Source organism: Sorangium sp. So ce367, from assembly GCF_051520455.1.
GTDB classification, from domain to species: Bacteria; Myxococcota_A; Polyangia; order Polyangiales; family Polyangiaceae; genus Sorangium; species Sorangium cellulosum_B.
Genome location: NZ_CP150334.1, coordinates 1,015,541 through 1,040,774, shown reverse-complemented (window position 1 = coordinate 1,040,774; position 25,234 = coordinate 1,015,541). Strand labels below are relative to the sequence as shown.

Genomic DNA, 25,234 nt, shown 5'->3' with positions numbered 1-25,234 from the left:
ACGTCGAGCGCCCTCGCGGCCGTCACTTGTCGGCGGAGGCCGCCGGCAGCGCGACGGAGATCTCGACGCGCCCCGGGGGCAGCTTGGTCTCCCCGAGCGCGGCGGCCGCAGGGTCGTGCTCGGCGTGCCCCACCGCCGACAGCCGGGCCCCTGCCACCGCGCACTTGTCCTGGAGCGTCTGCGTGACGGTCGCCGCCCGGACGGCGGAGAGCTCCCACGGCGTCGGATAGGCGGCCTGCAAGGGGGCCGGCACCGAGGCCGGAGGACCGCTGACCGCGCCGACGCGCAGCGGCGCCTGGCCGCCGCCGGTCGAGGACAGCGCGCCCGAGACCTGGCACAGGAGGGCTTGCCCCTGCGGGCTCACGTCGACCGTGTTGGGGAGGAACACCGCGCTCTCCGAGATCGCGACGAACGCCTGTCCCTCCGCGACCGCGACCGCCGCGACCCCTTTCTTGACGTGTTTGTCGAGCTTCCCCGCGAGCTCCGCCTTGAGCTGCCCTACCCGCTCGGCGCCCGACTTCTTCGCGGCCTCGGTCTGCTGCCGCTCCGCCTCGCCCTTCTGGATCTGCGCCGTCTTCGCCTCGAGCTCCCCGCGCACCTGGCTCAGCGTCTGTTCGAGCTCTTTGGCCCTCTGGTTCGACTTCCGCTGCTCCTCCAGCAAGAGCACGTGAGCGCGGTGAAGCGGGACGTAATATGCCGCCACGAACGCGGCGGCCGCGACGAGGAGGAGCGCCGGCATGACGCGCATCCAGCGTCGGAAGCTGGACGATCCAGCGCTGTTGCCGGCCGCGATCGCCTCATCCGCGATGTTCATGACTGCCTCCATGCTCCGCCGCCATCGCGGGCGAGAATACCGGCATGGCGAGGATCCCGCCAGCGCCACGGTCACAGCGTTACGGCTCACACCTCACTCATTGCAAAAATCCGCACCGTCTCGAAAGCACGCCGAGGCTCATGTCGGTGTGTACGGTGCGCTCGCGCCGTGGCATCCTCGGGGGCGCAAGGGAGGACTTTGTATGAAACCGCCGCCCCTTCCGGCCAGGCGCCCGGCGCCGCCCGTTCCGGCAACCGATGATCGCGAGAGTCTCTGGCACGTCGCGATCGCGCCTGACGACATCAAGGTGCTCACGTTGGACAAGCTCGACGATCTGTTCCGTCTCGATGTGATCGACGAGACGACGAAGATATGGCGCCCCGGGATGGCCGCCTGGCAGCCGCTCGGCGTCGTGGCGGGAATCGAGCCGACGCCCCCCGAGCCGGCGCAGGTCCAGGGCCCTCCGCCGAGCACGGCGCGCCGGGGCCCGCCTCCGCCGCCCCCGCGCGCCCCCGGGCGGCGGAACATGGACTCCGATCATCCGACGCCGGTGGCGTCGCCCATGTCCTCCACGATGCCGCTCGGCGCCCCGATGTCGCTCGGCGACACGATGCCGCTCCGAGCGCTGGACGACAGCTCGCCTCACCTCGTGACGCGGACCGAGGTGCAGGCGCCGCCTGCGGCGATGCTCGCGGCGTCTCGGCCCACCTCGCCGCCGTGGATGCCGGAGGCGCGGGAGCCGGAGTTGTTCAACGAGGCGACCTACGCGGCGCCCCGCGCGCGCGACACGGGCCGGGCGCAGCGCCTGACGCTCGCGCTGTCGGTCGTCGCGGGGCTGGTCGTGACGCTCTACCGCAATGACGTCCTCCTCGACGCCGCGCGCTCCTCCGGGCATCAGGGCGTGTATCTGAAGGTCGAGACCGCGCTCGGCGGGCCCGGCTTCGGGACCCCGCGCTCGATCGAGAAGCTCGACGTGTCCGCACAGCCGGCGCCGGCGAAGTAACCCCACCGAGATCCAGCGCTCCTTCGAGCGACACGCGACACGCGACACGCGACGTCGCGAGATCGGCCGCGCTGCGACGCCCGGCCGTCCTGGCACAGCGACCCAGACACGAAGGCCGCCGAGGCGCAAGCGACGCCACGAGCGCGAGCGCAGCCATGTCCGCGCCAGGAACGACACAGTGGCTCGTTCACGCACAATGTCGTCCGCCGACATCGCCAACATCGCAAATCAACGTTGTCAGTGCGAGCGAGCTCCACATTTGCTATAGTAAAGACCTTACTCTAATCGGGGAGGGCCCTACCGGATGTCTCGCAATCCCCGGTTGTATGCCGAGATTTACCCAGCGCGTCCGCCACGCCGTGGCGCGGTGGGATCTGGTCAGCATCGACATTTAAAAATCCCGTGAACGAGACAGGGAGGTAGTCCTATGTCGCCCTTTATCTCACGCAACCTGGCTGTTGTTCTGGCTCAAGTTGGTTTGCTCACCACGGCTTCGTGGAGCCTCACCGGATGTGGCCAGGCGGCTCCCCCGGACGAGCCGCTCGAATCCGATGCTCAGGCCCTCGTCGCCGAGGAGGCCGAGGATCCCGGCGATGGCGACGAGGCGTGCTCCGGCGAGGAGCCGACCTTCACCTCGCGCGAGATCGTGCGGGATCTCTCGTTTCCGATGCGGATCGTCTGGGGACCGGATGGCTACCTGTGGCTCACCGAGCGCACCGGGAAGCGGGTCGTGCGCGTGAGGCCTGAGGACGGCCTTCAGAAGACCGCGATCACCATCCCGGAGGCGTTCCAGTCGGGAGGTCAGGACGGGCTGCTGGCCCTGGCGCTGCACCCGGATCTGCTCAAGCACAAAGGGAAGGACTATGTGTACGTCTCCTTCACCTACAACGTCGCGGCAGATCCGGCGGTGGACCGCAGGACGAAGATCCGCCGCTACACGTACAACCGGGTGACCGAGACCCTCGGAAACCCTGTCGACGTCATCACGGGCCTGCCGGGGAGCGACGATCACAACTCCGCGCGGCTCCTGTTCGGCCCCGATGGGAAGCTCTATTACACCATAGGGGATCAGGGGAACAACCAGTTCGCCAGGATGTGCAACCCCATCCGCGCGCAGGAGCTGCCGACGGCGGCCGAGGTCGCGGCGCACGACTGGCAGAAATACGTCGGCAAGATCCTGCGCTTGAACGTCGATGGCTCGATCCCGAAGGACAACCCGAAGATCGACGGGGTCCGCAGCCATATTTACTCCTACGGCCATCGCAACGCGCAGGGCCTCACGTTCGGCCGGGGCGGCAAGCTCTACGCGAACGAGCACGGGCCGAAGAGCGACGACGAGCTGAACCTCATCCAGCCCGGCAACAACTATGGCTGGCCGTACGTCGCCGGCTACCAGGACGACCAGGCGTACACGTACGACAACTGGTCGGCCTCGAGCCCGACGCCGTGCAACGAGCTCTCCTGGAGCGACTTCGCTCCTCCCCCGTCCGTGCCGCGGCAGCTGGAGAGCGCCTTCAGCCACCCGGACTTCAAGGAGCCGCTCCTCACCTTCTACACCGTCCCCAACGACTACGTCTTCTTCGACTGGGCGTGCGGGTTCACCCAGTACATCTGCTGGCCGACCATCGCGCCCTCCTCGCTCCACTACTACCCTGCCGGGCACGGCATCCCCGGGTGGGATCACACTCTCTTGATGACCTCCCTCAAGAAGGGCGCCGTGTACAAGGTGAAGCTGAGCCCGAACGGGAAGACCGTGGAGGGCGAGCCCACCGTCCTCTTCCAGACCACGAACCGGTACCGCGATCTCGCGATGAGCCCGGACCGCAAGACCTTCTACATCATCACGGACACCACGGGGAACACGAGCGGACCGACCGGCGGCGTCACGACGGTCCTGGACAACCCGGGGGCGATCCTCGAGTTCAAGTACACGACATCGCACTGAGCCAGCACCGGAGTCGGGGGGCCTGCGTCGTGCCGGCGCAGGCCCGCGCCCGACTGGCCCCCTGACGGGGCGCTTCGCTCAGTTCCAGAGCCGCGCGACGAGGCCGTGGGTGGGAAACGTCTGCCGGATGCCGGACACGAGCAGCTTGCCGTCGGTCGAGAGCGTCATCGACTGCACGAAATCCTCTTCGCCGAGGAAGAGCGCCTGAACGCCCTTGTCGCCGAACGTCGGATCGAGCCCGCCGTCCGGCAGGAAGCGCGCGAGGGTGGGCTGGTTGGCCTCGCGCGGCCCCACGTTGCCGGCGACCACGATGCGGCCGTCGGGCTGGAGCGCCATGTCGACCGCGTCCCCGCCCTCAAGGCCGGCCAGCGCGAAGCCGTCCTCCCCGAAGGTCGGGTCGAGCCGGCCGTCGGCGTCGATGCTCACCACGAGGAAGTCGCTCGACCCCGCCTCGGTGCTCCGGGCGCCCACGAGGACGCTGCCATTGGGCTGGACGACCACGGCCACCGGCTCCTGCTGACCGGGCCTCGTGACCGTCAGCTGCCCCAGCCCGCTGACCGCGCCGTTCGCGGCGAGCGACACCAGCACGATGTCCCGGTCGCCGCCCTGCTCCGCCCAGCCGGCCACCAGCACCGAGCCGTCCGGACGTGCCGCCAGCGCCGTGCCCGCGCTCGGGCCGACGCCAAGCGGCGCGATCCACCCCACCGTGGCGAACTTGTTGTCGAGGTAGCCGTACGTCGGGTTGATCGCCGCGACGAACAGCTGCCCATCGCGCTCGCCGGTCACGTAGAGCTGCTCGGAGGCCGACAGATCCATGGCCGCCACGTGCTCGTCGCCGCCGAGATCGATCAGGCCCTTGCCCGTGTTGGCCGAGTCGATGTTGTCCTGCGTCCCGTTGTCCCGGTAGCGCAGGAAGGCGATGTCGTCGGTGGCCTCCCCGCTGGCGTAGCCGGCGAGGAAGACGGCGCCGTTGATGAGGCGCGTGATGCCGCGGAGCTCCTGGTATTTCGTGCAATTGCAGAAGCTGCTCGTCACGCGGCCGCCCGCGAACGCGGGGTCGAGCGCGCCGTCGCGGAGCAGGCGGAAGCCCTCGAGCTTCGACGCGCCGACGCCGCTGACGCTGTTGCCGGCCGTCAGGATCTGCCCCGACGCCGCCTCCCGGATGTCGTGGAGCCCTCCGCCGTCCGAGGCGAGGTTCCACGAGGTGATGCCCGCCGCGCCGAAGCTCTCGTCGAGCGTGCCGGGCTTGCCCGTGACCACGGCGCGCGCGCTGTCGGTGCGCGTCGTCCGGCCGGAGGTGGCGATGAGGTCGAGGTCGAACGCCGTGCCCAGCGTGAGCGCGCCGGAGGCGCCGACCTCCAGCCTGCCCGCGCTGCTGCCGGGCGGGATGGTGATCGGATCCGCGACGAGGCCGGCGGGCGCCGCCTGCACGTCGACCACGACCGGCTCATCGAAGCCGCCGATGCGGGTGATCGCGACGTGGACGTGGTTGACGCCGTTGTAAGGGACATCGACCGAGTCCGCCAGGATCGCGAACGTGAAGTCGCCCTCGGCCTGGCCCCCCTGCCCGCCGCCTCCGTCGGCCGTCCCCCCGCCGGAACCAGAGGGGGACGAGGACGACGAGGCGCCGCCGCCGGCGCCCGGGTCGAGCGACACGTCCTCGATGCCGAGGAGCGCCTCGCAGCCGAGGAGCGCCGCGGCGCCCCCCAGGAGCGCCGCGCGGGCCAGGGCGGCGGTTCTTCGATGGGTTGTGCTGTTCACGGCCCGCCAGGCTAGGTCACCCGCGGGACGACGTCGAGACGGCGGCCGCATCGCGGGCCAGCCCGCGCTCAGGCGCTCAGGCGCTCGCGGGCGCCCGGTGGAGCTGCAGCAGGTCCATCGACGGCGCCCTGCCGGTCAGCCGAAGATCGTAGCGCTGCTGCAGCAGCCGCAGCACGTTGGGCGTGAGGAACGCCGGCAGGCGCGGCCCGAGCACGATGCCCTTCACACCCAGGCTGAGCAGGGTGAGGAGCACCGCCACGGCCTTCTGCTCGAGCCACGAGATCACCAGCGTGAGCGGCAGCTGGTTCACCCCGCAGCCGAGCGCCTGGGCGAGCGCGCCCGCCACGCGGAGGGCGCCATAGGCGTCGTTGCACTGCCCCATGTCGAGCAGCCGCGGCAGGCCGAGGTGGGTGCCGTGGTCCTGGTTGCGAATACGGTACTTGCCGCAACCCAGCGTCAGAATGAACGAGTCCCGGGGCGTCTGCGCGGCGTAGTCCGTGAAGTAGCTGCGCGCCGCCTCGGGGCCGTCGCAGCCGCCGATCAGGAAGAACCGGCTGATCTTCCCGGCCTTCACCGCCTCCACGATGGCCCCAGCGTGCGCGAGGATCGCCTCGTGGTGGTAGCCGACCTCGGTCTCACGGACGAAGTGGTCGGGCAGCGGCGGGCTCGCGAGGGCCGCCCGGATGAGCTCGGAGAAGTCGCCGCCGCGCACGCGCCGGCCGCCGGGCACCGCGGTGACGCCGGCGGTGAACAGGCGATCGCGATAGGCCTCCTTCGGGATGAGCACGCAGTTCGAGGTCATCAGGATCGGCCCAGAGAACGCCAGGAACTCGGCCTTCTGGTGCTGCCACGCGGAGCCGTAATGGCCGACGAGGTTCGGATGGCCCGCGAGCTCCGGATACGCGTGCGCCGGCAGCATCTCGCCGTGGGTGTACACCCTCACGCCCGTCCCCTCGCACTGCCGGAGCAGCTCGGCGAGGTCCGAGAGATCGTGCCCCGAGACGAGGATCCCCGGCCCCGCGAGGGTGCCTTCCCGGACCATCGCCGGCTGCGGCTCGCCGAAGCGCATGCGGTGGCCCTCGTCGAGCATCCTCATCACGAGGAGGTTCACCTGGCCGCACTCCAGGCAGAGCTCGAGGAGCGCCTCCGGGTCGAAGCTCACGTTGGTCAACGTGGAGAAGAGCGCCTCCTCGAGGAAGCCGTTCACCCGCTCGTCGCGCATGCCGAGCTTTCGCGCGTGGTGCGCGTAGGCGGCGACGCCCTTCAGGCCGTAGATCAAGAGCTCCTGGAGCGACTGCACGTCCTCGTCCTTGCCGCAGACGCCGGCCGTGGTGCACCCGGTCCCGTGGGATGCTTGCTCGCACTGGTTGCAGAACATGGTCATGACGGACCTCGAGGGTTGTGGGCCCACGCGCGCTGCGCGGGCGCCGGCCGGAGAGCGCGCGTGGGCCGCAGCGCGGCCGCGCAGGGCGCGTCCTCGGCGGCCACGAGGCCAATCAACGATCGTGCCGGCGGCTCGCCCCGGATCCCGGGAGGCCAGAAGGGGACAAGGCCGGGCTGTCCGGCGCTGCCCCGCGGCGGCCGAGGCGCAATCATGGCGTAGGGGTGCAAACGGTGCGCGAGAGCGGCTCGAAGAGAGATTGCGCCGCTCGCCAGGGACGCGCCTGACGTGCGCTGATCCTGTTCAGCTCAGGGAGACGAAGCGTCTCGGCGGCGAGGTCGACCTGCCCACGCGACCATGCCGCCATTCCAATCCCAGCTGGCGCTGCCGTTACCCCATGATCCACGTTCACACGCGACGTTTTACAAGATGTGAGCTGCTCCCCGCCGAGGGACACGAGGCCGCTCGAGTCGCCGCGCCCGAAACGGATAGCGCTGCAGCCCTGTGTGCCAGTAGAATGGAGGATCCTTGAACTCTGAATGAGGTCGCAGTGGAAAATCATGTCATGGTCAAACGAGGGCGCTTTGCCCGGTTTCACCGTTCCATCTCGCTCGCCCTGATCTCGCTGAGCGTTGCCTGCGGCCAGGCACCGGCTGGCGACGGCAACGGCGGCAACGGCAACGGCGGGGGCAACGGCGACGGCGGGGGCAACGGCAACGGCGGGGGCAACGGCAACGGCGGGGGCAACGGCGACGGCACCGCGGCGCCTCCCCCCTCCCTGACCGGGGAGGTGTCGTTCTCCACGCCCAGCCAGACGTTCAGGGATCAGATCCAGGTGGGGATGTCCACCCCCATCGAGGGGGCCGAGATCCGCTACACGCTGGACGGGCTGCTGCCGACCGCATCCTCCACGTTGTACACGGGCGAGCCCGTGACCCTCACCGTCACGACGCAGGTCCGCGCGCAGGCGTTCGTGGGAGGCGCCGCGAGCGGCGCGGCGAGCACAGGCCTCTACATCGCGCGCACCTTCGACGCGACCTCCGATCTTCCCATCGTGATCATGGACGGTTACGGCATGGGCAAGCCGACGGACAAGGAGGTCTACTTCGACGCGGCGGTGATGGTCTGGGAGCCGGTCAACGGCGTCGCGTCGATCGCGTCGCTGCCCACGCTGGCGATGCGCGGCGGGTACCACGTGCGCGGTCAGTCGTCGCGGAACTTCCCGCAAACACCGTACAAGCTCGAGCTGTGGGACAACGACGACAAGGACCTCGACTACCCGGTGCTGGGCATGCCCGCCGACTCGGACTGGGCGCTGATCCCTCCCTACTACGACCGCACGTTGATCCGCAATCCGTTCACCTACAGCCTCGGCCGCGACATGGGCCTCCAGGCGCCACGGGTCGAGCTAGCCGAGGTCTATCTGAACTACGACGCGCGCGTCGTCGGCGAGGCGGATTACCAGGGCATCTACTGGATCTCCGAGACCATCAAGAACAACAAGGTCCGCACCGATCTCAAGGAGCTCAAGGAGACGGACCGGGCACTGCCGGACATCAGCGGCGGCTACATCTTCAAGTTCGACCAGGCGGCCGCCGAGGAGCCGAAGCTCGCCTGCACCGGGTCGGATCCCCTCCCGTCGTTCAGCTTCGGCGGCGGCGGTCCCCGTCCCGACGAGGGCGGCACGTGCTGGATCGATCTCGAGGTCGTGGATCCCGATCCCCTGAATGACGAGCAGGCGACCTGGCTGACGCAGTACATCCAGCAGTTCCACGACAGCATCCACCAGACGCCGATCGGCGATTACGCGTCGTACATCGACGTGCCGTCGTTCATCGATTACCTGATCATCAGCGAGCTGACGCTCAACGTGGACGCGTACGTGCGGAGCGCCTATTACTTCAAGGATCGCGATCAGAAGCTCAAGGCCGGGCCGCTGTGGGATTACAACTTCGCGCTCGGCGGGGTGGGCGCCCAGAGCGCGACGCCGCAATCGGAGAACGACACCGGCTGGCGCTTCAGCGGCACGAGGAACGTCAACAACTGGTACCAGAAGCTCACCGCGGATCCGAGCTTCATGGCACAGGTGAAGGCGCGCTACACGGCCCTTCGCCAGACGCACCTGTCCGAGGCCGCGATCGAGGAGCGCATGAACCAGCTGAGCGCGCCGCTCTCGCAGGCCGTGGTCCGCGACTTCGCCAAGTGGCCGGTGTCGAGCATCATCGAGTCGAGCGAGGGTTTCCTCGGCGGCCCCACCGCGCCGACGTGGGAGGGGCAGCTGCAGAGCATGCGCGACTTCCTGCGGGCCCGGCTCGCCTGGATGGACGCCAACTTGCCGTGACGCGGCGCGGGCCGCCGCGCAGATCGCGCGGCCCTCCTCGACCGTGCGCGGCGAGGCGCTAGCCGCGCTGCAGCCGGCTCACGGAGAACGCGCCGTCGCCGAGGAGGGCCTGCGCGCCGAGCGCGATCATCAGGAAGGCGACGTACTCCCAGCCGCCCCCCTGGCCGGCGAACATCCAGCCGTTCGGCAGGTGCACGAGCAGCGCGCCGATCATCACCGGCAGCAGCAGGAGCGAGACAAGGCGCGTCCTGAGCCCGGCGAGGAGCGCCGCGCCGCCGATCAGCTCGGCGAGAAACACGGGATACGCCGTCCAGCCGGGGAAGCCGCTCGCCGCGAAGAACGCGACGGTGCCCGGCAACGTGAACACGAGCGGCTTGGCGAGCGCGTGCGCCAGGAACACGGCGCCCAGCCCGAGGCGCAACATCAGCGCGGCCAGCTCGGCCGAGCGGGGAACGGAGAGGATCGTTTCGACACGGTTCATGGGTGATGCCTCCATGACCCAAGCAGTAAGCCCCGGCGCCGCGCCACGGTAGAGCGCGCCCGGGAACGAATTGTTCTCCGGGGAGAACGATCTGCCGCTACGCCCACGAGATCCCGCGGAACGCGGCCGCCAGGTGCTCGATGAGCCGCCGCACCCGCGCGGGCGGGCGCCGGCCGGCGGCGTGCACCGCGTAGATGCCCATGGGCCGGGGCGCGAACGCGTCGAGCAGCGTGACCAGGCGCCCGGCCGCGAGCTCCTCGTCGACCATGAAGCGCGGCAGCACCGCGAGGCCGATCCCGGACACGGCCGCCTCGCGGAGCGCCGTCCCGTTGCTCGCCGTCAGCGGGCCGGAGACGGGGACGGAGATGCGCCCGCCGGCCCCGTAGAAGCGCCACTCGTCCTCGACGCGCAGGTGGACGTAGCGCAGGCAGTCGTGGTGCAGGAGATCCCCCGGCTGCTCGGGCCGCCCCCGCCGCTCGAGGTACGCAGGCGCGCCGACCACGTGCAGCGCCGTCGTGGCGAGCTGGCGCGCGACGAGGCTCGAGTCCTTGAGCTTCGTGATCCGGATGGCCAGGTCGACGCGCTCCTCCACCAGGTCGACGAGCCGGTCGTTCAGCATGAGCTCGACGTGCGCGCCCGGGCTCGCCCGGAGGAACCGCGCGAGCGGCTCCGCCAGGTACATCTGCGCGAAGCTGACCGGCGCGTTGAGCCGGATGCGGCCCCGGTCGGCGTCGGACGCGCCCCGCACCGCGGCGGCGGCCTCCTCGAGCACGCGCGCGCAGCGCGCATAGAGGTTCATGCCGGCGTCCGTGACGGTGAGCTTTCGCGTGGTGCGAACGAGCAGGCGCTCGCCGAGGCGTTCCTCCAGGCGCGCGACCCGGGTGCTCACCATCGACTTCGACACCCCGAGCTCCGCCGCGGCCGCCGTGAACGAGCGGCGCTCCACGACGCGCGCGAAGCACAGCAGGGCGGGCAGATCGTCGAAGAGCGGGTCGACCATGCGCCCACTGTGCGCGGCGGGGCGGATTGTTCGCAACAGCGAACATCCCGGGATCGGCGCCGCCCGCCACGGCCCGGCCAACGCGGCGCCGCGCGGCGGGCGGCCGGGGCCTCCTCGCGGAGCGCGACGTTCAGAGGAGACCAGGCGACGACGCCGCGACGCTCCGCTGGCCGCGTGACGCGGCGCGCGACCGCCGTACGCCTGCTCTCGACGCGCCGGCGCCGCCGGTCGTGGCGTCGCTCCGCGCGGGATCCCTGCACGACAGGGGCAAGCCCTGTGCCCCGCCATGCGAAGGGATAGCAACACGACGGCGTTCGAGCAGGGCCTCCCACACCACGGCGCCGCGATCGCGCGTAGCGCACGGATCGGCGCCCCGCTATAAAGGAACCAACCACGAGAGAGAGGGGGTCCCATGGCCAGTTCATTCGGTTACCTGAGCACCAGCGTCGACGTCTCGTCCGTATCGTTCGACGCGATCAGCAAGTACATGCAGGTGCTCCTCCTGCGGAACATCGCGACGGGGACCTGGGTCTTCAGCAAGGGCGCGATGCAGTCCGTCAAGGGGTGCGTGCTCGCGTCCCCGTCCCTGCCGGACGACAGGGGTCAGACCGACCAGGACTATGTGCACCACTGGATCCGGGACGCGGCCATCTGCATTCCGGAGGCGCTCGACAACCCGGTCTTCACGGCGCGGACAATCTGCGAGGATTACACGATGTTCTCGGCGCTGTGCCAGGAGAACGCCGAGCGAGCGAGCAGGTTCGCGCTGGCGTGCTTCCACATCGACGGCACCGTGCGCGACAACTGGACCTCGCAGACCGATGGCCCGGCGCACCGCATCCTGTCCCTCCTCGCCATCGAGGATCGGCTCTCGCTGCAGGCGCTCGCCACGGCCAGGTCCATCATCGAGAAGGACACCCGGTACCTCCTCTCGGCCTACAAGGAGCAGACACACAACCTCTGGGAGGAGACGGCCGGGTTCAGCTTCTATGCCCGCTCCGTGCAGCGAAAGGCGTTCCTCTCGCTGATCAGCCGCGCCGACGAGCACGGGCTCTCTCCGTACATCAACGACATGTGGGCGGCCGCAGAGTGGCTGGGCAGCCAGATGGCGACGCACCAGGGCACGTACGAAGGGCAGCCGTACTACGCGTCCATCACGGGGCCGAACGGCAGGCCCGTCGAAGGCAGGGGAGCGACGCTCAACGTGGATGTCGTCATGTCGGCCGTCTACGGCTCCACGAACTGCGCGGACCCGGTGCTGCTCTCGACGGCCGCGCTGGTGCGCGAGGCGTTCACCCAGGGCGACCGGCGGTACCGCATCAACGACGCCGATCGGGCGCTGCCTCGGAGCAGGGGGCCGATGATCGGGCGGTACCCTGAGGACACGTACGACGGCAACCTGTCGGATCACGGTCCGGACGCCGGTCACCCGTGGGCGCTCACGACGTGCAACTTCGCGGAGCTCTACTTCATGCTCGCGGCGAAGATCAAGAGCTCCCCCGGCGCCGTGCTCGTGAACGCCACGACGCAGAAGTTCTTCGCGCAGGTGGGCGTCATCGATCCCGCCGATCCGGACATCGCGGCGAAGCTGATCGACGCGGGCGACAGGATGCTCGAGGCGGTGATCTACCACTCCGATCGCCTCCAGCTGAGCGAGCAGTTCGATCGCGACAACGGGTACGAATGCAGCGTGAGCGATCTGAGCTGGAGTTACGCGACCTTCCGGAGCGCGGTCAGGGCGCGCGAGGCCGCCGTGGGCGATTTTCCGAGCCGCCACGGCTAGCCGGAGCGCGGCGCGCTCGTGCGAGAGGTGCCCGGCGGCGAGGCTCGACGCAGGTCAGGTCAGCGCGTCCTGACGGTTGAGCACGGCGTTGAAGACGACCGCCGGCACCCGCAGGCGCTCGTCGCCCTCGTAGAGCTGGCGCAGCTCGGCGAAGCGCGCGTCGGGTGAGCGGGTGATCGCCGCGAGCCGGTCGAACAGCGCGAGCTGATCGTCCCGCAGCGGCTCGTCGGGTCCGATCATCGGACCCCAGTCGTCCCACGGCAGCATCTCCATGTTGTTGAGCGCCGCGAGATCGCGCAGGACGTTGCCGCTGATGAACCAGAGCCCGCGCATGTCGAACATCCCGAACTTCGACGGATCGGCCTCCCCGGCGCGGCACTGCGCCCAGGCGTCGCCCGCCACCACGAAGCGGCGGCGCGGCACGTCGAGCACATCGAAATCGGGTTTCAGCGCCGCCCGCTGAACGTCGTCGATCTGCGCGTCGACGAGGACCCAGCGCTCCTCGGCGGCGTTCCAGTGCTCGCAGACCCAGTGGTCCACGAAGTCGCCGGCGTGGAAATAACCGCCGAAGCCGCAGCGGGCGCGGGCAGGGATCCCCTTGGCGCGCAGAAAGGCGACCAGGAGCACCGTGAAGTCACGGCAGGAGCCGACGAGGCGCGTGTCGAGCGGCCGGGCGGCGGGGAGCGGCCGCTCGTCGTGGGCAAAGAGGCGATCTAGCCTGCGGTCCGTCGGGCGGAGGTGGGACTCGGCGCGGCGCTCGTCCGAGAGCTCCACGCCATAGGCCTGCGCCCAGTGCACGTGCAGCAAGAGGCCCTGCACGACGCGCACGAGCGAGGCCACGTCGCCCGGCAGCTCGTCGAACCGGGGCGCGTGCGCGCCGCCGGACGTCATGGGAGCGGGGCGCGTGTAGAAATCGAGGATCTCTCGGGTGGTCGTCATCGTTCGTTCTCCACGAGGTAGGCCGTAAGGGGAAGGGTGTCGTCTGCCCGGAGAGGTCTAGATGAAAGCGGGATGTATTTCGCCTTCATTTGCGTCCTCGAAGCTAGCAAAGACCGATGGCGCCCTCGCCGGCCGTCCCCTCGCTAAAGAGGGGCTGATCCGCGGGAGAGGAGCCGCGGGGCGTGCGCTATCCGCCCGCTCGCCCGGTGCGGCGCTGGACAGCCCGGCGCCGCTCGGGGAACACTCGGGCATATGGGACACGAGGGGGACGACGATAGCGCTCAGCTGGCTCGCCGCCTGGAGGCGATGGAGCAGGAGATGGAATCGCTGCGGGCGGACGCAGGCAGATGGCGCGCGCTGATGGCGGCGCGCTGCCTCAGCGTGTCGATCCACCAGCCCGTCGGCAGGACCCACGCCGTCAACGCCGGCTGGGAAGCGCTCTGGCGGGCCTCAGCCGAGGAGTTCTTGCAACTGAACTACAACATGCTGGAGGACCGGCAGCTCGCCGAGAACGGGATCATGCCGCACGTCGAGCGGTTCTTTCGCGGCGAGGAGGTCGCGATCCCGCCGATCAGCTACGACACCGACCTTGTCGAGGAGCTCACGGGCAAGAAGGGCGGAGCGGTGTGGGTCTGCTCCTTCGGCGTGCCGGTGCGCGACGCCGGGGACGGCTTCGAGGGCGTGCTGTTCCAGTTCGCCGTCCCGGAGGCGGCCGAGATCCAGCACAAATACGAGGCCCTGATCGAGGAGCAGCGGGCGCTCCAGGCGTCGCTGGAGGCGCGGAACCGGGAGCTCGAAGAGACGGTGCGGGTGATCGCGGCGCAGCGGGACGCGATCCAGGCGATGAGCGTCCCGGTGATCCGCGTCGCGGACGGCGTGCTCTGCCTCCCCATCGTGGGCATGATCGACGACGCGCGGGCCAGCGCGCTCCTGGAGCGCCTGCTCGAGGCGATCGCCGCGCAGCAGGCGGCGCAGGTGCTGCTCGACATCACCGGCGTGCCGGCGCTCGACGCCCGGGCCGCCGCGCAGCTCGTCGGGGCGGCGTCCGCAGCGCGGCTGCTCGGCGCGTCCTGCACGCTGGTGGGCGTCTCGCCCGCGCTCGCGCAGACGCTTGTCGAGCTCGGCATCGACCTCGGCGGCCTCGACACCGCGGCGACGCTGGCCGAGGGGCTGACCCGGGCCCTCGCCGCGCCCCGTGGGGCGGCGCAGCGGAGCGCCGCGTTCGCGGCGCAGCGGAGCACGACCGTCGCGGCGCACGCGCCCGAGCGAGGCGAACGGGGAGCGGCGCATCGGCCGGCGGCGCTGCCCCGTGGAGAGGCGCATCGACCGGCGGCGCTGCCCGGTGGAGAGGCGCATCGGCCGGCGGCGCTACCTCGTGGAGAGGCTCCGTTTCGCAAGCGGTGAGCGCACGCCCGGCCACAGCAAACAGCGCAGCGGGCGGACCTATGCCCTGCTGTCCAGCATGAAGCCATCGAGCGCTCGCAGCGGCGCCGTCGCCTGCGCCCGGGCGTTCCCCTCGAGGCCGGGTGGTGGTCAACTTTGCCCGAGAAAGATCACAGGGAGACGGGGAGACGGGGAGATTTACTAAGTTTTTTCTCCCCGCCTCCCTGTCCAAATTCGACCAGTATCCCAGCCCGAGGCGACACCCCCCGTCCCGACCGGTCAGGTCTTCACCGCGCCCGCTGTGAGGCCCTGGACGAGGTAGCGCTGGAGCAGCAGGAACCCGGCCACCACAGGCACGCTGACGACCACCGAGGCGGCCATCACCTGGTTCCAGTAGATGTTCGACTGGGTCGCGTACCCCTGAAGCCCCACGGCGAGCGTCCGCCCCTCGTCGCCCGTGAGCACCGAGGCGAACAGCACCTCTCCCCACGCGGTCATGAAGGCGTAGATCGCGACCGCGACCACGCCCGGCTTGGCCGCCGGGAGCACCACGCGGAGGAGCGCGGTGAGCGGCCCGGCGCCGTCCACGAGCGCGGCCTCGTCCAGCTCGCGCGGGATGGTGTCGAAATACCCGGCGATAAGCCAGATCGAGAACGGCAGCGAGAACGTCAGGTACGTGAGGATCAGGCCGAGCCGCGTGCCGTGCAGCGCGAGGCCGGTGGCCCTCTCGATCGAGACGAAGAGCAGAAAGAGCGGGAGCAGGAACAGGATCCCGGGGAACATCTGCGTCGACAGCACGGTCGTGAGGAACGCGCGCCGGCCCCAGAAGCGGTAACGGCTCACCGCATAGCCGGCGAGGATCGCCAGCGCCACCGAGAACACCGTCGAGGCGGCCGCGACCACGGCGCTGTTCACGAAGTAGCGCGCGAGCGGCACGGTCCGCCACATGTCGATGAACGGCTGGAGCGTGACCTCCGTCGGCACCCAGGTGAAGGGCCCCTGGACGTCCCGGAGCGGCTTGAGCGCCGAGATCAGCATCACGTACAGCGGCGCGACGGTGAAGGCCGCGAGCCCCGCGAGCACGCCGCGCCGCAGCCACGCGACCCACGCGGCCTCACGCATGGCGCGCCCCCCTGCCGGTGACGAGCAGGTAGCCTGTCGTGACGACGAGCAAGAAGGCCACGAGGAGCATCGACATCGCCGATCCCAGCCCGAAGTTCCACGTGATGAAGGACGCCTGATAGACGTGGATCGCGATCACGTCGGCCTCCGGCGGTGCCGCCCGCCCGAAGAGCGTGTAGGGCGTCGTGAAATCGTTGAAGCTCCACAGGAAGAGGACGAGCAGCAGCACCTGGTTCACCGGCCGGAGCATCGGGAGCGTGATCGACCGGAACCGCGTCCACGGGCCGGCCCCATCGACGCTCGCCGCCTCGTAGAGATCCGCCGGGATCGCCTGGAGGCCCGCCGTCACCGTCAAGAACGCGAACGGCCACGTCCGCCAGATCGCCACGACCACGAGGCTCAGGAAGCTGTTCCCGCCGAGCAGCCAGAACGGCCGCTCGTCCAGGAGGCGGAGCTGATCGACGAGGACCGTGTTCACGATGCCCGTGTCGCGCTGCAGCATGAAGCTCCACGTGATGACGCCTGTGAAGATCGGCATGGCGAACGGCACAAGGAACAGCGTCCTCAGCGCGGCGCGGCCGCGGAACGGCTTCTGCAACGCGACCGCGGCGGCCGTCCCGAGGAGCCACGAGCCCGAGACCACGAGGACGCTGACGGCGACCGTGATGAAGAAGGAGCGAAGGAGTTCACCGCCTATCGGAGAGCCGAAGTCGAACGCCGTGCGGTAGTTGGAGAGCCCCGCCGGCGGCGCCCTCAGCCAGTTGCGGATGAACCGCTGCGTGAGCTGGAGGAAGCTCATCCACGCGCCGACCAGCATCGGGACGATGTGAACGGCGAGCTCGGCGACGAGCGCGGGCAGCAAGAGGACGTACGGGAACACCCGTGGCCAGCGCGCCGGCGAGGCCGCGCGCCGCCGCGCGGCGCCGGTCGCCGGCGGGGCCGCCCCGGCGAGGCGCGGCGCCTCCCCGCCTGCGCCTCCCGCGCCGCCCTCGCCCATTACTTGCCGCTCGCCATCTGCTGGTTGGCCCTGGTCAGCTTGGCGCGGATCGCCGCCTCGTCGACCGCCTTGCCCGAGGCGGCCTCGGCGAACAGATCCCTCATCGCGGTGCCCACGAGCGTCTCGAACTGCGCTGTCTCCTCGATCATCGGCATCGACTCCGCCGTCTCGGCCAGCACCTTCTGGAAGACCTGGGTGTTGGCGCTCCTGAACCGCTCGTCGGCGTAGGCCTCCGTCACGACCGGCAGGCTGCCGAACGCGCCGTTCAGGATCCTCTGCTCCTCGGGGCTCGTCATGAACTGGACGAACTTCAGCGCAGCGTCCCTGTTCCTGGTGTCCTCGAAGACGGCGATGTTGATGCCGGCCACGTGGCTGTTCACGCGCTTGCCGCTCCCGGGCAGCGGGTCGGGCAGCGGGATCGGCGCAACGCCGTAGGCGTCTCGGGCCATGCCGTTCTGCTCGATCGGCGCCTGGGCATAACTCTGGATCATGAGCATCGCCGCCTTGCCGGAGGTGAACGCCCTCAGGATCTGCGGGTCGTTGGCGTACTCGGCGTCGCTCGGGTTCACGACCTTGTGGACGCCGAGCAGGTCCACGTACTGCTTGACGCCGGCGACCATCTCCGGGTCGTCGAACCGAGGCTGCTTGCCGTCGAAGATCCTGGCGCCGTGCTGCCGGCCGAACATGAACGCGAAGTGCGCGTTCTCGGTGTAGCTCGCGCCCATGATGGCGAGGCCGTAACGGCCGCTCTTCGGGTCCGTGAGCTTGGTCGCGACCGCGACGAGCTCCGCCCACGTCGCCGGCGGCTTGTCGATCCCGGCGTCGGCGAACATCTTCTTGTTGTAGAAGAGCCCGTAAGCGAGCCCGTAGAGCGGCACCGACATGGGGGGCTGGCCCGGCGCGCCGGTGGCCGACATGCTCGCCGGGATGAACCGGTCCTTGCCGCCGATCCTGGCGAGCGCGGCGTCGTCGAACGGCAGGAACGCTCCGGTGGCTTGCAGCGACGCAGACCACGAGTTGCCGATGTTGAGGACGTCGGGGCCCTTGCCGCTCGACGTGGCGCCCAGGATCCGGTTGAGCAGATCCGACCAGGGGATGACCTCGAGCTTGACCTTGATCCCGGTCTGCTTCTCGAACTTGGCGAGCTCGGGCAGCAGGACCTTGTTGTCCTCTTCCACGCTGGGCGCCTGATTGCTCGCCCAGTACGACAGCGTCACCGGATCGGACGCCGGCGAAGCCGACGCGGCCGACCCTGACGGCGAGGGAGACGGCGCGTCTCCCCCGCTCTTGCCGCACGCGGCGGCTCCGACGGCGAACAGGGCGAATGCGGCTACGGCCTCGATCGTGCGTGACGTCACGGTGACCCCTCCTCCCACTGAAGATTCACACCCCGTCGCTCGGGCCGCGCGAGCCCGGGCAGGCTACCGGCGCAAACCACCTCCAGCGCCGGGCGCAGGACGTGCCCCACGACCTGCAAGAAGCGCGCGCGAGCAGAGCACTTAATCGGTTCAGAGTCAATGGCCGTGAGCGGGCGTCCCACCCCGCCCGACCCGGGATCGCGGCCATCGAGGCGGCGAGGCGGCGAGGCGGCGGGGCGCCGTCGCCGGCGCGGCGAGCCGCGGGGGCGGGCGGCGCTCCTCCGGCTCGCCTCCGGCCCCTGGCTCGTGCGACGCAGTCGTGGCGATCTGGCGACGGCATGCACGCCTTGCATGAGGTCCATGATGCATTCGAGTTGGAAGGAGGCTAACCATCGACATAAAGACTCTCCGTCGCACCGATACGACGCGGGGGGCGCGAGGCGTCGATGCACTCGGGGCGACAGGAGAATCAACCAGTGCGCTCACCTGTATATGCTTTGCTCTCATTGTGCCTGGCCGCCTGCAGCGTGGAGGGCTACGGCGAGACCTCCGAGGAGATCGGCGCGGCGGACGACGCGCTGATCGGGGGGCAGCCGGCGCTAGAATCGCAGTATCCGTCGACGGTCGTCGGCCCGGGGTGCACCGCGGCGAAGGTCGGGCCGCGTCACTTCCTCACCGCGGCTCACTGCGTGGATGACGAGTTCACCGCCACCGTGGCCGCGGGCTACGGGCCGGGCGGCTCCTACTCGGTCAGCGCCGACAACACGCCCCCGATCTCGCCGTACGTCAACCTGACGATCCAGCAGACGTACATCCATCCGAAATGGCTCGAGGTCTGCGCCGCCGCGCTGGCGGGGGGAGCGGCCAATTGCGGGGTCAACGTCCTGAACCCGGGGTACGCGCCCGACCTCGCGGTGGTCGTCGTCAACGAGCTCTCGCCGACGATCCCGGCCGCCGTGGTCGACGGGGCGCCGGTCGCGGTGGGGGATCCCGTCGTGGCGACCGGCTATGGCTGCGAGGACCCCAGCGGTTCGGGCGGCGGCCTGTTCAAGCTCCAGAACCTCAGCGCGTCGCCTGCCTCGATCCTGGATCACCCCGGCTCGTACGTCTCTGGCGCCGCGATCAATGACGTCGCCGCGGCCTACGTGCTCACGCCGGGTTATGCCACCAGCACCACCTATGCCAGCCTGTGCTTCGGCGACTCGGGCGGCCCGCTGTATCGCCAGAGCGCGACCGACCTCGTGGTCGTGGGCGTCAACGCCTATTACACGTTCCCGTCCGGCTGGAGCGGCCCCGCGCCCTCGCAGACCAACTGGCACACGCGGCTCGACACGGCGGCGCGCTACCCGGTGACGACGTGGCTCCAGGGCCTCGGGGTGAGCGTCATCAACGGCGGCGCCGCGCCGACCTGCACCGACGGCGTCAAGAACGGCACCGAGACGGACGTCGACTGCGGCGGCACGTGCACGGCCGACTGCGCGAACGGCCAGGCGTGCGTCACCGGCGCGGACTGCACGAGCCTGAGCTGCGTGGCCGGCGTCTGCCAGCCCAGCACCGGGACGGCGCCGTGCAGCAGCCTGTGCACGAGCCCCACCGTGTTCTCGAGCGCGAGCTACAGCTCGGGCAGCCTCGGCACCGGCGCGCGCTGCTTCGAGACCACGGCGAACCTGAGCGGCGCCAACTGCGGCAACTTCGCGGGCGGCCGCACGTTCGCGGTCAACGGCACGACCGTGACGTGCAACGGCGGCAACATCACCCTGCCCGCGAAGCGCAACGGCGGATACTGCTTCCAGGCCTCCGCCGGCAACGAGGCGTGGGCTTACTTCACCAGCTGGTAGAGCGAGACGCGCAGCGACCGGACCGCGGCCGCACCCCGGGCGGGGGCGGCCGCGGCCGTTCCATCACCGGGGCGCCGCGTCGTCCTTGGCGGGCGGGGCGCCGAGCCCGAGCTCCTTGAAGAGGAACGCGAACACGTCGGCTTGCTCCTCGATCTCCTCGGAGAGCGGTGTCCCGGCCCCGTGGCCCGTCGAGCCGCTCGCCCGGAGCAGGATGGGCGCCGGGCCCGACGAGGCCGCTTGCATCCGCGCGGCCATCTTCCGCGAGTGCCATGGATCCACCCGCGGGTCGTTGGCGCCGGTCAGGAACAGGGTCGCCGGATAGGCGGTCCCGTCCTTGACGTGGTGATACGGCGAGTAGGCGTGAAGGGCCTTGAAGTGCTCCGGGTCCTTCACGGTGCCGAACTCGGTCACGTTGAACGCCCCGTTCGGCGTGAGCTCCACCCGGAGCATGTCGTAGATACCGACGTGCGACACGACCGCCTTGACCATCTCCGGGTGCTGCGTGAGCAGCGCTCCCATCAGCAGACCGCCGTTCGAGCCGCCGCGGATGGCGAGCCGCGCCGGGCTCGTGACGCGCCCGTCGATGAGGTGCTGCGCGCACGCCGCGAAGTCGTCGAAGACGTTCTGCTTCTTCGTCAGGTTGCCGCCGCGGTGCCACGCCTCCCCGAACTCGCCGCCGCCGCGCAGGTTGGCGATCGCGACCACCCCTCCCTGGTCGAACCACAGCCGCCAGAGCGGGTTGAACCCGGGAGCCATGCTGATCCCGTAGCCGCCGTATCCCGTGAGCAGCGCCGGCGCGGTCCCGTCGAGGGGCGCGCCCTTCCGGCGCAGGATGTTGAGGGGGACCTTGGTCCCATCCTTCGAGGTGCACGCCTCCCGGGCGACCTCCACGTCGGCATAGGAGACAGGGGCCGTCATCGCGAGCGCCGTCTTCGTCACCTTGCCGTCCCTGGCCGAGTACCTGAACCAGGCCGCCGGCTCGGTGTAGCTCACGCCGCGAAAGAGCATGTCGTCGCCCTGCGTGCGCACGAGCTGCCGCACCGAGGAGACCTGCGGGATCGGCACCGTCCCGAGCGCCTTGCCCTTCAGATCGAAGACGCGGACCTGCGACGGGCCGCCGAGCAGATCGCGGACGTAGAGCCGCCCTGTCGTGGGCAAGAAGTCCTGGATCACCGCCTCGCTCTCCGGCACGACGAGCTCCGCCCTGGCGAGGTCCAGCTTGCCCGGCGAGAGGCGCAGCACCTTGCCGCGCGGCGCGTCCTTGCGCGACAGGAGGTAGAGCCGGTCGTCGGCGCCGAACACGACCCGGATGACCTTGTCGGGCAGGTCGGCGAAGCGCGTCCACTTGCCCGAGGCGTCGAGGAGATAGTGCCAGTACTCGCCTCCATCGCCGTTTTGCACGCTGGCGAGCACGAGCTTGCCGCTCTCGCTCGTCGTGAGCTCCACCTCGGCGATGCGGGGGAACTCCGTGCCGAGCGCGTACCTGTCGTCCTTGTCCGGCGTGCCGAGCTTGTGGAAATAGATCTGCTGGAAGAAGCCCATGTCCTCTCGTGGGCGCTCCCCGGGCCGAGGGTGCCTTGTGTAGTAAAACCCCTTGCCGTCGCCGGTCCACGCCAGGCTGCCGCCCGCGGTGCCGCTGTTCGCGTAAGGGACGGTGTCGCCCGTCTCCTTGCCCGTCGCCACGTCGTAGACGCGCACGGTCCCGCTCTCGGTGCCGCCTTCGGACAGGGAAACAGCCACCTTCTTGCCGTCGCGCGACGGGACGAACCAGTCGATGGCCGTGTGCCCTTTCGGGTCGATGACCTCTGGATCGACGAGGGTCCGCGCGGAGGCGGGGTCGTTCACGGACCTCAGGACGACGAGGAAAGGCTGCTGCTTTGGCGGCTGGTCCTTGAGCGCGAAGATCTGCCCGCCGGCCTCCTCGAGCGCGTAGTGGTTCGCGGAGGTCGCCGACAGGATCTCCTGCACGCGCGCCCGGATGGCGCCGCGCGCCGGCACGGCGTCGAGGTAGGCGCGCGAGAGCTGGTTCTGCTCGGCGACCCAGCGCTCCACCTCGGGGGAGCTCCCGTCCTCCAGCCACGGGTAGTCGTCGACGACCCGGGTGCCATGGTACTCGCTCGCCACGGGCCGCTTCGCGGTCGCCGGATAAGGAAGCCGCCCCGGTCCGGAGGGCGCTGCCAGCGCCGCGTGCGGCGGCGGGGTCGCGGCGGCCGGGGACGCGGCCGGTTTGTCCAGCGGCCTCGGCGCGGGGGCGCTGCACGCCGCGAGCAGCGGCAGCGCCAGGGTGAGGGCGGAGGTCGTACGCAGGCGGTTCATGTACCCGACGCTAGCCGGCGACAGGGCGGTCACGGAAGAGGGCGAGCGCCGTCGCGATCCTGCAACCGTGCAAGCCGGCTCCTCGCACAATCGAAACCCGCCCGATCGGCGCCCGAGACATAAGTAGGGGATTTTCCGAAGGGTGTACCTGGTACGGAGAATGCTTAACCCTCGACCAGCTCCGCCGGCGGCCTCCGCCTAATCCCCCGAGGCGCCCGGCGGCGCTGCTATTTTGTCCTCTTGATCTCGGGCGGCCGCTCTGGTCGCGGCGCCTCGATGGTTGAGGCCGGTGGGCGCCGGCGTCCCATGCATCGATGGCAGAGGTCGCCCTGGCACCCGGGCAGCGCGCGAGGCGCGGCGCCCTTCGTGCTACCGTGCGCCGCATGTCAACTTACGCGAACGAAGGGGCGGCTGCGAACGGCGAGGTCCGCGAGGTCGACGAGAGCGTCCTTAAAGATCTCGAATCGAAGTACGCCGAAGTGGCTTGCCCGGTGCACGGCGAGCCGCCGAGCTTCGAGCTCGCGCCCGACGGCTCCGTGGTCGAGCGCTTCTGCTGTCCAGCGCTCTTCTCGATCGTCCGCGAGCTCCAGGTCGCCGCGGGCGAGCGCCCTCCGCCTCCAGAAGGCGAGGACGAAGAGGTCAGAGGCTGATCGCTGTCGCGCAACGAGGGGTGTCCATGAAAGCGGGGGGAGGACCGTTCCCGGCCGGCGCGCTTTAAGCTGCGCGCCATGCTGGACATCGATCGCCGCACGTTCATCGCCGGCGCCGCGGCCTCCGGACTGCTCGCCTCGTTTCCCCGCCTCGCCAGGGGCGCGCGCGACAAGGCCGTCGACCTCTCGCCGGTATACGACAAGATCACCGAGCACCGGAGGCCGTCGATCGAGCGCATCCAGCGCTGGATCCAGCAGCCGTCGATCTCGGCGCAGAACGTCGGCATCGCCGAGTGCTGCGACCTGACGATGGATCTCCTGCGCGACGCCGGCTTCGGAACGGTCAAGAAGATGAAGACCGACGGGCATCCGGGCATCTTCGCGACGCTCGACGCCGGCGCGAGGCAGACCATGGGCTTCTACTTCATGTACGACGTCCAGCCGGTGGAAGAGAAGGAGTGGTCCTCCCCGCCCTTCGCGGCCAGGCTTGTCGACAAGGCGGACGTCGGCAAGGTCATCGTGGGGCGCGGCGCGGTCAACCAGAAGGGACCGCAGGGGGCGTTCCTGGCCGCGCTGCACGCGGTGCGCGCCGCCGGCTTGAAGCTGCCGGTCAACCTGGTGGTGGTCGCCGAGGGGGAAGAGGAGCTCGGCTCGCCGCATTTCTCGCAGGTGGTGCGAAACGATGAGGTGATGAAGGCGCTCGAGAAATGCCAGGGCGTGATGATGCCGGCGGCGGATCAATCGCTGTCGGGCACGGTCAACGTCGTCCTCGGCGCGAAGGGCATCGTCTACGTCGAGCTGGAGGCGAGCGGCGAGGCGTGGGGGCGCGGCCCGCGCGGCGGGGAGATCCACTCCAGCATGAAGGTGGTCGTCGACAGCCCGGCCTGGCGGCTGGTGCAGGCGCTCGGCACGCTGGTCTCGGCGGACGGCAACGAGCCGATGATCGACGGCCTCACCGACGCCGTGCGCCCGGTCTCTAGCCAGCAGAAGAAGCTGCTCGACGACCTGTCGGCGCGCTGGGACGACGCCGACTGGAAGAAGGTCTTCGGGGTCGACAGGTGGGTGAACGACCTCGACGAGCGCGCCATGCTCGAGCGCTACGTCTCGCGCCCGTCGGTCAACATCGACGGCCTCTACGCCGGCTACATCGGCGAGGGCTCCAAGACCATCCTGCCGCACCGCGCCTTCGCCAAGATGGATATCCGGCTGGTGCCGGACATGACCGCAACGGACGTGCTCGCCAAGCTGCGCAAGCACCTCGACAGGCGCGGTTACAAGGACATCGCTATCAAGAACATGGGCAGCTACGACCCGACGGACACCGCGCTCGAGGCGCCGCCCATCCAGACCCAGCTCGCCGTCTACAAGGCCGCGGGCCTGGCCCCGGTGATCTGGCCGCGCCTCGCCGGCTCCTGGCCCGGCTACCTCTTCACGGGAAAGCCGCTCGATCTCCCCGCCGGCCACGTCGGCCTCGGCCACGGCTCCGGCGCCCACGCCAAGGACGAATACTTCGTCATCGAGCCCGCCGCCGGCAAGAAGTACCTCGGCCTCGACGGCGCGACCCGCTCCTTCGTCGATTTTCTGTTCGCGCTCTGAGGCCCTCGCGCGCCCCTCCGGTGGGTCGCTTGAGCCAGCCGCCGCCACGCTCTATCCTGGTCGCCGGCCATGCTGCTCGGACACGACGCGCTCAGGAACCTCTGCCGGGCGCGGGACCTGCTCTCCGAGGTGCGCGAGTCGAGGTTGTCGATCGAGGACGTGGCGCGGGAGGTGGCGATCTCGCCCTACCACTTCATCCGGCAGTTCGAGGCGGTGTTCGGCGTGACCCCGCACCAGTACCGCATCCGGCGGCGCCTTGATCTGGCCAAGCAGCTCCTGGCGGCTGGGCATCACTCGGTGACCGACGTGTGCATGGAGGTCGGGTTCTCCAGCCTCGGCAGCTTCAGCGCGCTGTTCGCGCAGCGGATCGGCGTGCCGCCGTCGGCGTACCGGCGCCGCGTGCGCGCGATGGTGCAGGTGCCGGGGAGGCTCCCGTGGGAGCTCGTCCCCGGCTGTCTCACCCTGATGGGCCGGCTGCCGCCGGGCGCGTTTCGCAGTTTTCGAGAAGCGTGAGCCGGGCGGCCCT

19 protein-coding genes are annotated in these 25,234 nt (G+C 70.0%); 9 read left to right on the top strand and 10 right to left on the bottom strand.

Annotation, left to right across the window (positions count from 1 at the left end):
- Positions 1-22: 22 nt before the first annotated feature.
- Positions 23-814 carry an OmpA/MotB family protein gene (locus WME97_RS03970; protein WP_437549627.1) on the bottom strand — a complete coding sequence of 264 codons (792 nt, stop codon included), beginning with the start codon at positions 812-814 and terminating at the stop codon, positions 23-25.
- A gap of 202 nt (positions 815-1,016) precedes the next feature.
- Between WME97_RS03970 and WME97_RS03965 the strand changes: the two genes are divergently transcribed.
- Both WME97_RS03965 and WME97_RS03960 read left to right on the top strand, forming a co-directional pair.
- Positions 1,017-1,817, top strand: coding sequence for a DUF4339 domain-containing protein (locus tag WME97_RS03965; RefSeq protein ID WP_437549626.1), 801 nt, complete (start codon positions 1,017-1,019; stop codon positions 1,815-1,817).
- 478 nt (positions 1,818-2,295) lie between these two features.
- Positions 2,296-3,762 (top strand): glucose/sorbosone family PQQ-dependent dehydrogenase, encoded by a 1,467-nt coding sequence (locus tag WME97_RS03960; RefSeq protein ID WP_437549625.1) that lies wholly within the window; start codon positions 2,296-2,298, stop codon positions 3,760-3,762.
- 78 nt (positions 3,763-3,840) lie between these two features.
- On the opposite strand, the gene WME97_RS03955 is transcribed toward WME97_RS03960, so the two are convergent.
- Together WME97_RS03955 and hcp are read right to left on the bottom strand one after the other, a co-directional pair.
- Positions 3,841-5,523: a delta-60 repeat domain-containing protein gene (locus tag WME97_RS03955; protein WP_437549624.1), complete on the bottom strand. Its 1,683-nt coding sequence runs from the start codon at positions 5,521-5,523 to the stop codon at positions 3,841-3,843.
- Between the two features lie 76 nt (positions 5,524-5,599).
- Entirely contained in the window at positions 5,600-6,901 is a 1,302-nt protein-coding gene (gene hcp, locus WME97_RS03950; protein ID WP_437555302.1) for a hydroxylamine reductase, read from the bottom strand.
- 568 nt (positions 6,902-7,469) lie between these two features.
- On the opposite strand from hcp, the gene WME97_RS03945 reads away from it, so the two are divergent.
- Entirely contained in the window at positions 7,470-9,245 is a 1,776-nt protein-coding gene (locus WME97_RS03945; protein WP_437549623.1) for a CotH kinase family protein, read from the top strand.
- A gap of 58 nt (positions 9,246-9,303) precedes the next feature.
- Here the strand turns inward: WME97_RS03945 and WME97_RS03940 are convergent, their stop codons facing one another.
- Both WME97_RS03940 and WME97_RS03935 read right to left on the bottom strand, forming a co-directional pair.
- Entirely contained in the window at positions 9,304-9,726 is a 423-nt protein-coding gene (locus WME97_RS03940) for a DoxX family protein (RefSeq protein ID WP_437549622.1), read from the bottom strand.
- Between the two features lie 97 nt (positions 9,727-9,823).
- Positions 9,824-10,726, bottom strand: a complete 903-nt coding sequence (locus WME97_RS03935; RefSeq protein ID WP_437549621.1) for a LysR family transcriptional regulator — start codon at positions 10,724-10,726, stop codon at positions 9,824-9,826.
- A gap of 412 nt (positions 10,727-11,138) precedes the next feature.
- Here WME97_RS03935 and WME97_RS03930 point away from each other — a divergent pair, with 412 nt between their 5' ends.
- On the top strand, positions 11,139-12,509 hold the full coding sequence (locus WME97_RS03930; protein ID WP_437549620.1) for a glycoside hydrolase family 15 protein: 1,371 nt from the start codon (positions 11,139-11,141) through the stop codon (positions 12,507-12,509).
- 54 nt (positions 12,510-12,563) lie between these two features.
- Here the strand turns inward: WME97_RS03930 and WME97_RS03925 are convergent, their stop codons facing one another.
- Positions 12,564-13,448 (bottom strand): transglutaminase-like domain-containing protein, encoded by an 885-nt coding sequence (locus WME97_RS03925; protein ID WP_437549619.1) that lies wholly within the window; start codon positions 13,446-13,448, stop codon positions 12,564-12,566.
- Positions 13,449-13,766: 318 nt separating this feature from the next.
- On the opposite strand from WME97_RS03925, the gene WME97_RS03920 reads away from it, so the two are divergent.
- The gene (locus WME97_RS03920) at positions 13,767-14,852 is read left to right on the top strand and encodes an STAS domain-containing protein (RefSeq protein WP_437549618.1); all 1,086 of its coding nucleotides are present in this window, start codon (positions 13,767-13,769) and stop codon (positions 14,850-14,852) included.
- A 258-nt stretch (positions 14,853-15,110) separates the two neighbouring features.
- Here WME97_RS03920 and WME97_RS03915 read toward each other — a convergent pair whose 3' ends face one another.
- The 3 genes from WME97_RS03915 to WME97_RS03905 are packed head-to-tail and all read right to left on the bottom strand — an operon-like array spanning position 15,111 to position 18,308.
- Positions 15,111-15,953: a carbohydrate ABC transporter permease gene (locus WME97_RS03915; RefSeq protein ID WP_437549617.1), complete on the bottom strand. Its 843-nt coding sequence runs from the start codon at positions 15,951-15,953 to the stop codon at positions 15,111-15,113.
- Positions 15,946-16,950, bottom strand: a complete 1,005-nt coding sequence (locus WME97_RS03910) for a carbohydrate ABC transporter permease (protein ID WP_437549616.1) — start codon at positions 16,948-16,950, stop codon at positions 15,946-15,948. Before WME97_RS03910 ends, WME97_RS03915 begins: the two co-directional genes overlap by 8 nt.
- Positions 16,950-18,308, bottom strand: coding sequence for an ABC transporter substrate-binding protein (locus WME97_RS03905; RefSeq protein WP_437549615.1), 1,359 nt, complete (start codon positions 18,306-18,308; stop codon positions 16,950-16,952). The genes WME97_RS03910 and WME97_RS03905 overlap by 1 nt, the downstream gene beginning before the upstream one ends.
- Positions 18,309-18,805: 497 nt before the next feature.
- Between WME97_RS03905 and WME97_RS03900 the strand changes: the two genes are divergently transcribed.
- Complete coding sequence (locus WME97_RS03900) at positions 18,806-20,146, top strand: trypsin-like serine protease (protein ID WP_437549614.1); 1,341 nt, start codon at positions 18,806-18,808, stop codon at positions 20,144-20,146.
- Positions 20,147-20,209: 63 nt separating this feature from the next.
- On the opposite strand, the gene WME97_RS03895 is transcribed toward WME97_RS03900, so the two are convergent.
- A complete protein-coding gene (locus tag WME97_RS03895; RefSeq protein ID WP_437549613.1) occupies positions 20,210-22,462 on the bottom strand; it encodes a prolyl oligopeptidase family serine peptidase in 2,253 nt (750 codons plus the stop codon).
- A 383-nt stretch (positions 22,463-22,845) separates the two neighbouring features.
- On the opposite strand from WME97_RS03895, the gene WME97_RS03890 reads away from it, so the two are divergent.
- The 3 genes from WME97_RS03890 to WME97_RS03880 all read left to right on the top strand — a co-directional run bounded on the left by WME97_RS03890 (position 22,846) and on the right by WME97_RS03880 (position 25,221).
- Positions 22,846-23,112 carry a hypothetical protein gene (locus WME97_RS03890; protein WP_437549612.1) on the top strand — a complete coding sequence of 89 codons (267 nt, stop codon included), beginning with the start codon at positions 22,846-22,848 and terminating at the stop codon, positions 23,110-23,112.
- Positions 23,113-23,190: 78 nt separating this feature from the next.
- Complete coding sequence (locus WME97_RS03885; protein ID WP_437549611.1) at positions 23,191-24,708, top strand: M20/M25/M40 family metallo-hydrolase; 1,518 nt, start codon at positions 23,191-23,193, stop codon at positions 24,706-24,708.
- Positions 24,709-24,777: 69 nt separating this feature from the next.
- Positions 24,778-25,221 (top strand): helix-turn-helix transcriptional regulator, encoded by a 444-nt coding sequence (locus tag WME97_RS03880; protein WP_012233393.1) that lies wholly within the window; start codon positions 24,778-24,780, stop codon positions 25,219-25,221.
- The last annotated feature ends 13 nt before the right edge of the window (positions 25,222-25,234 follow it).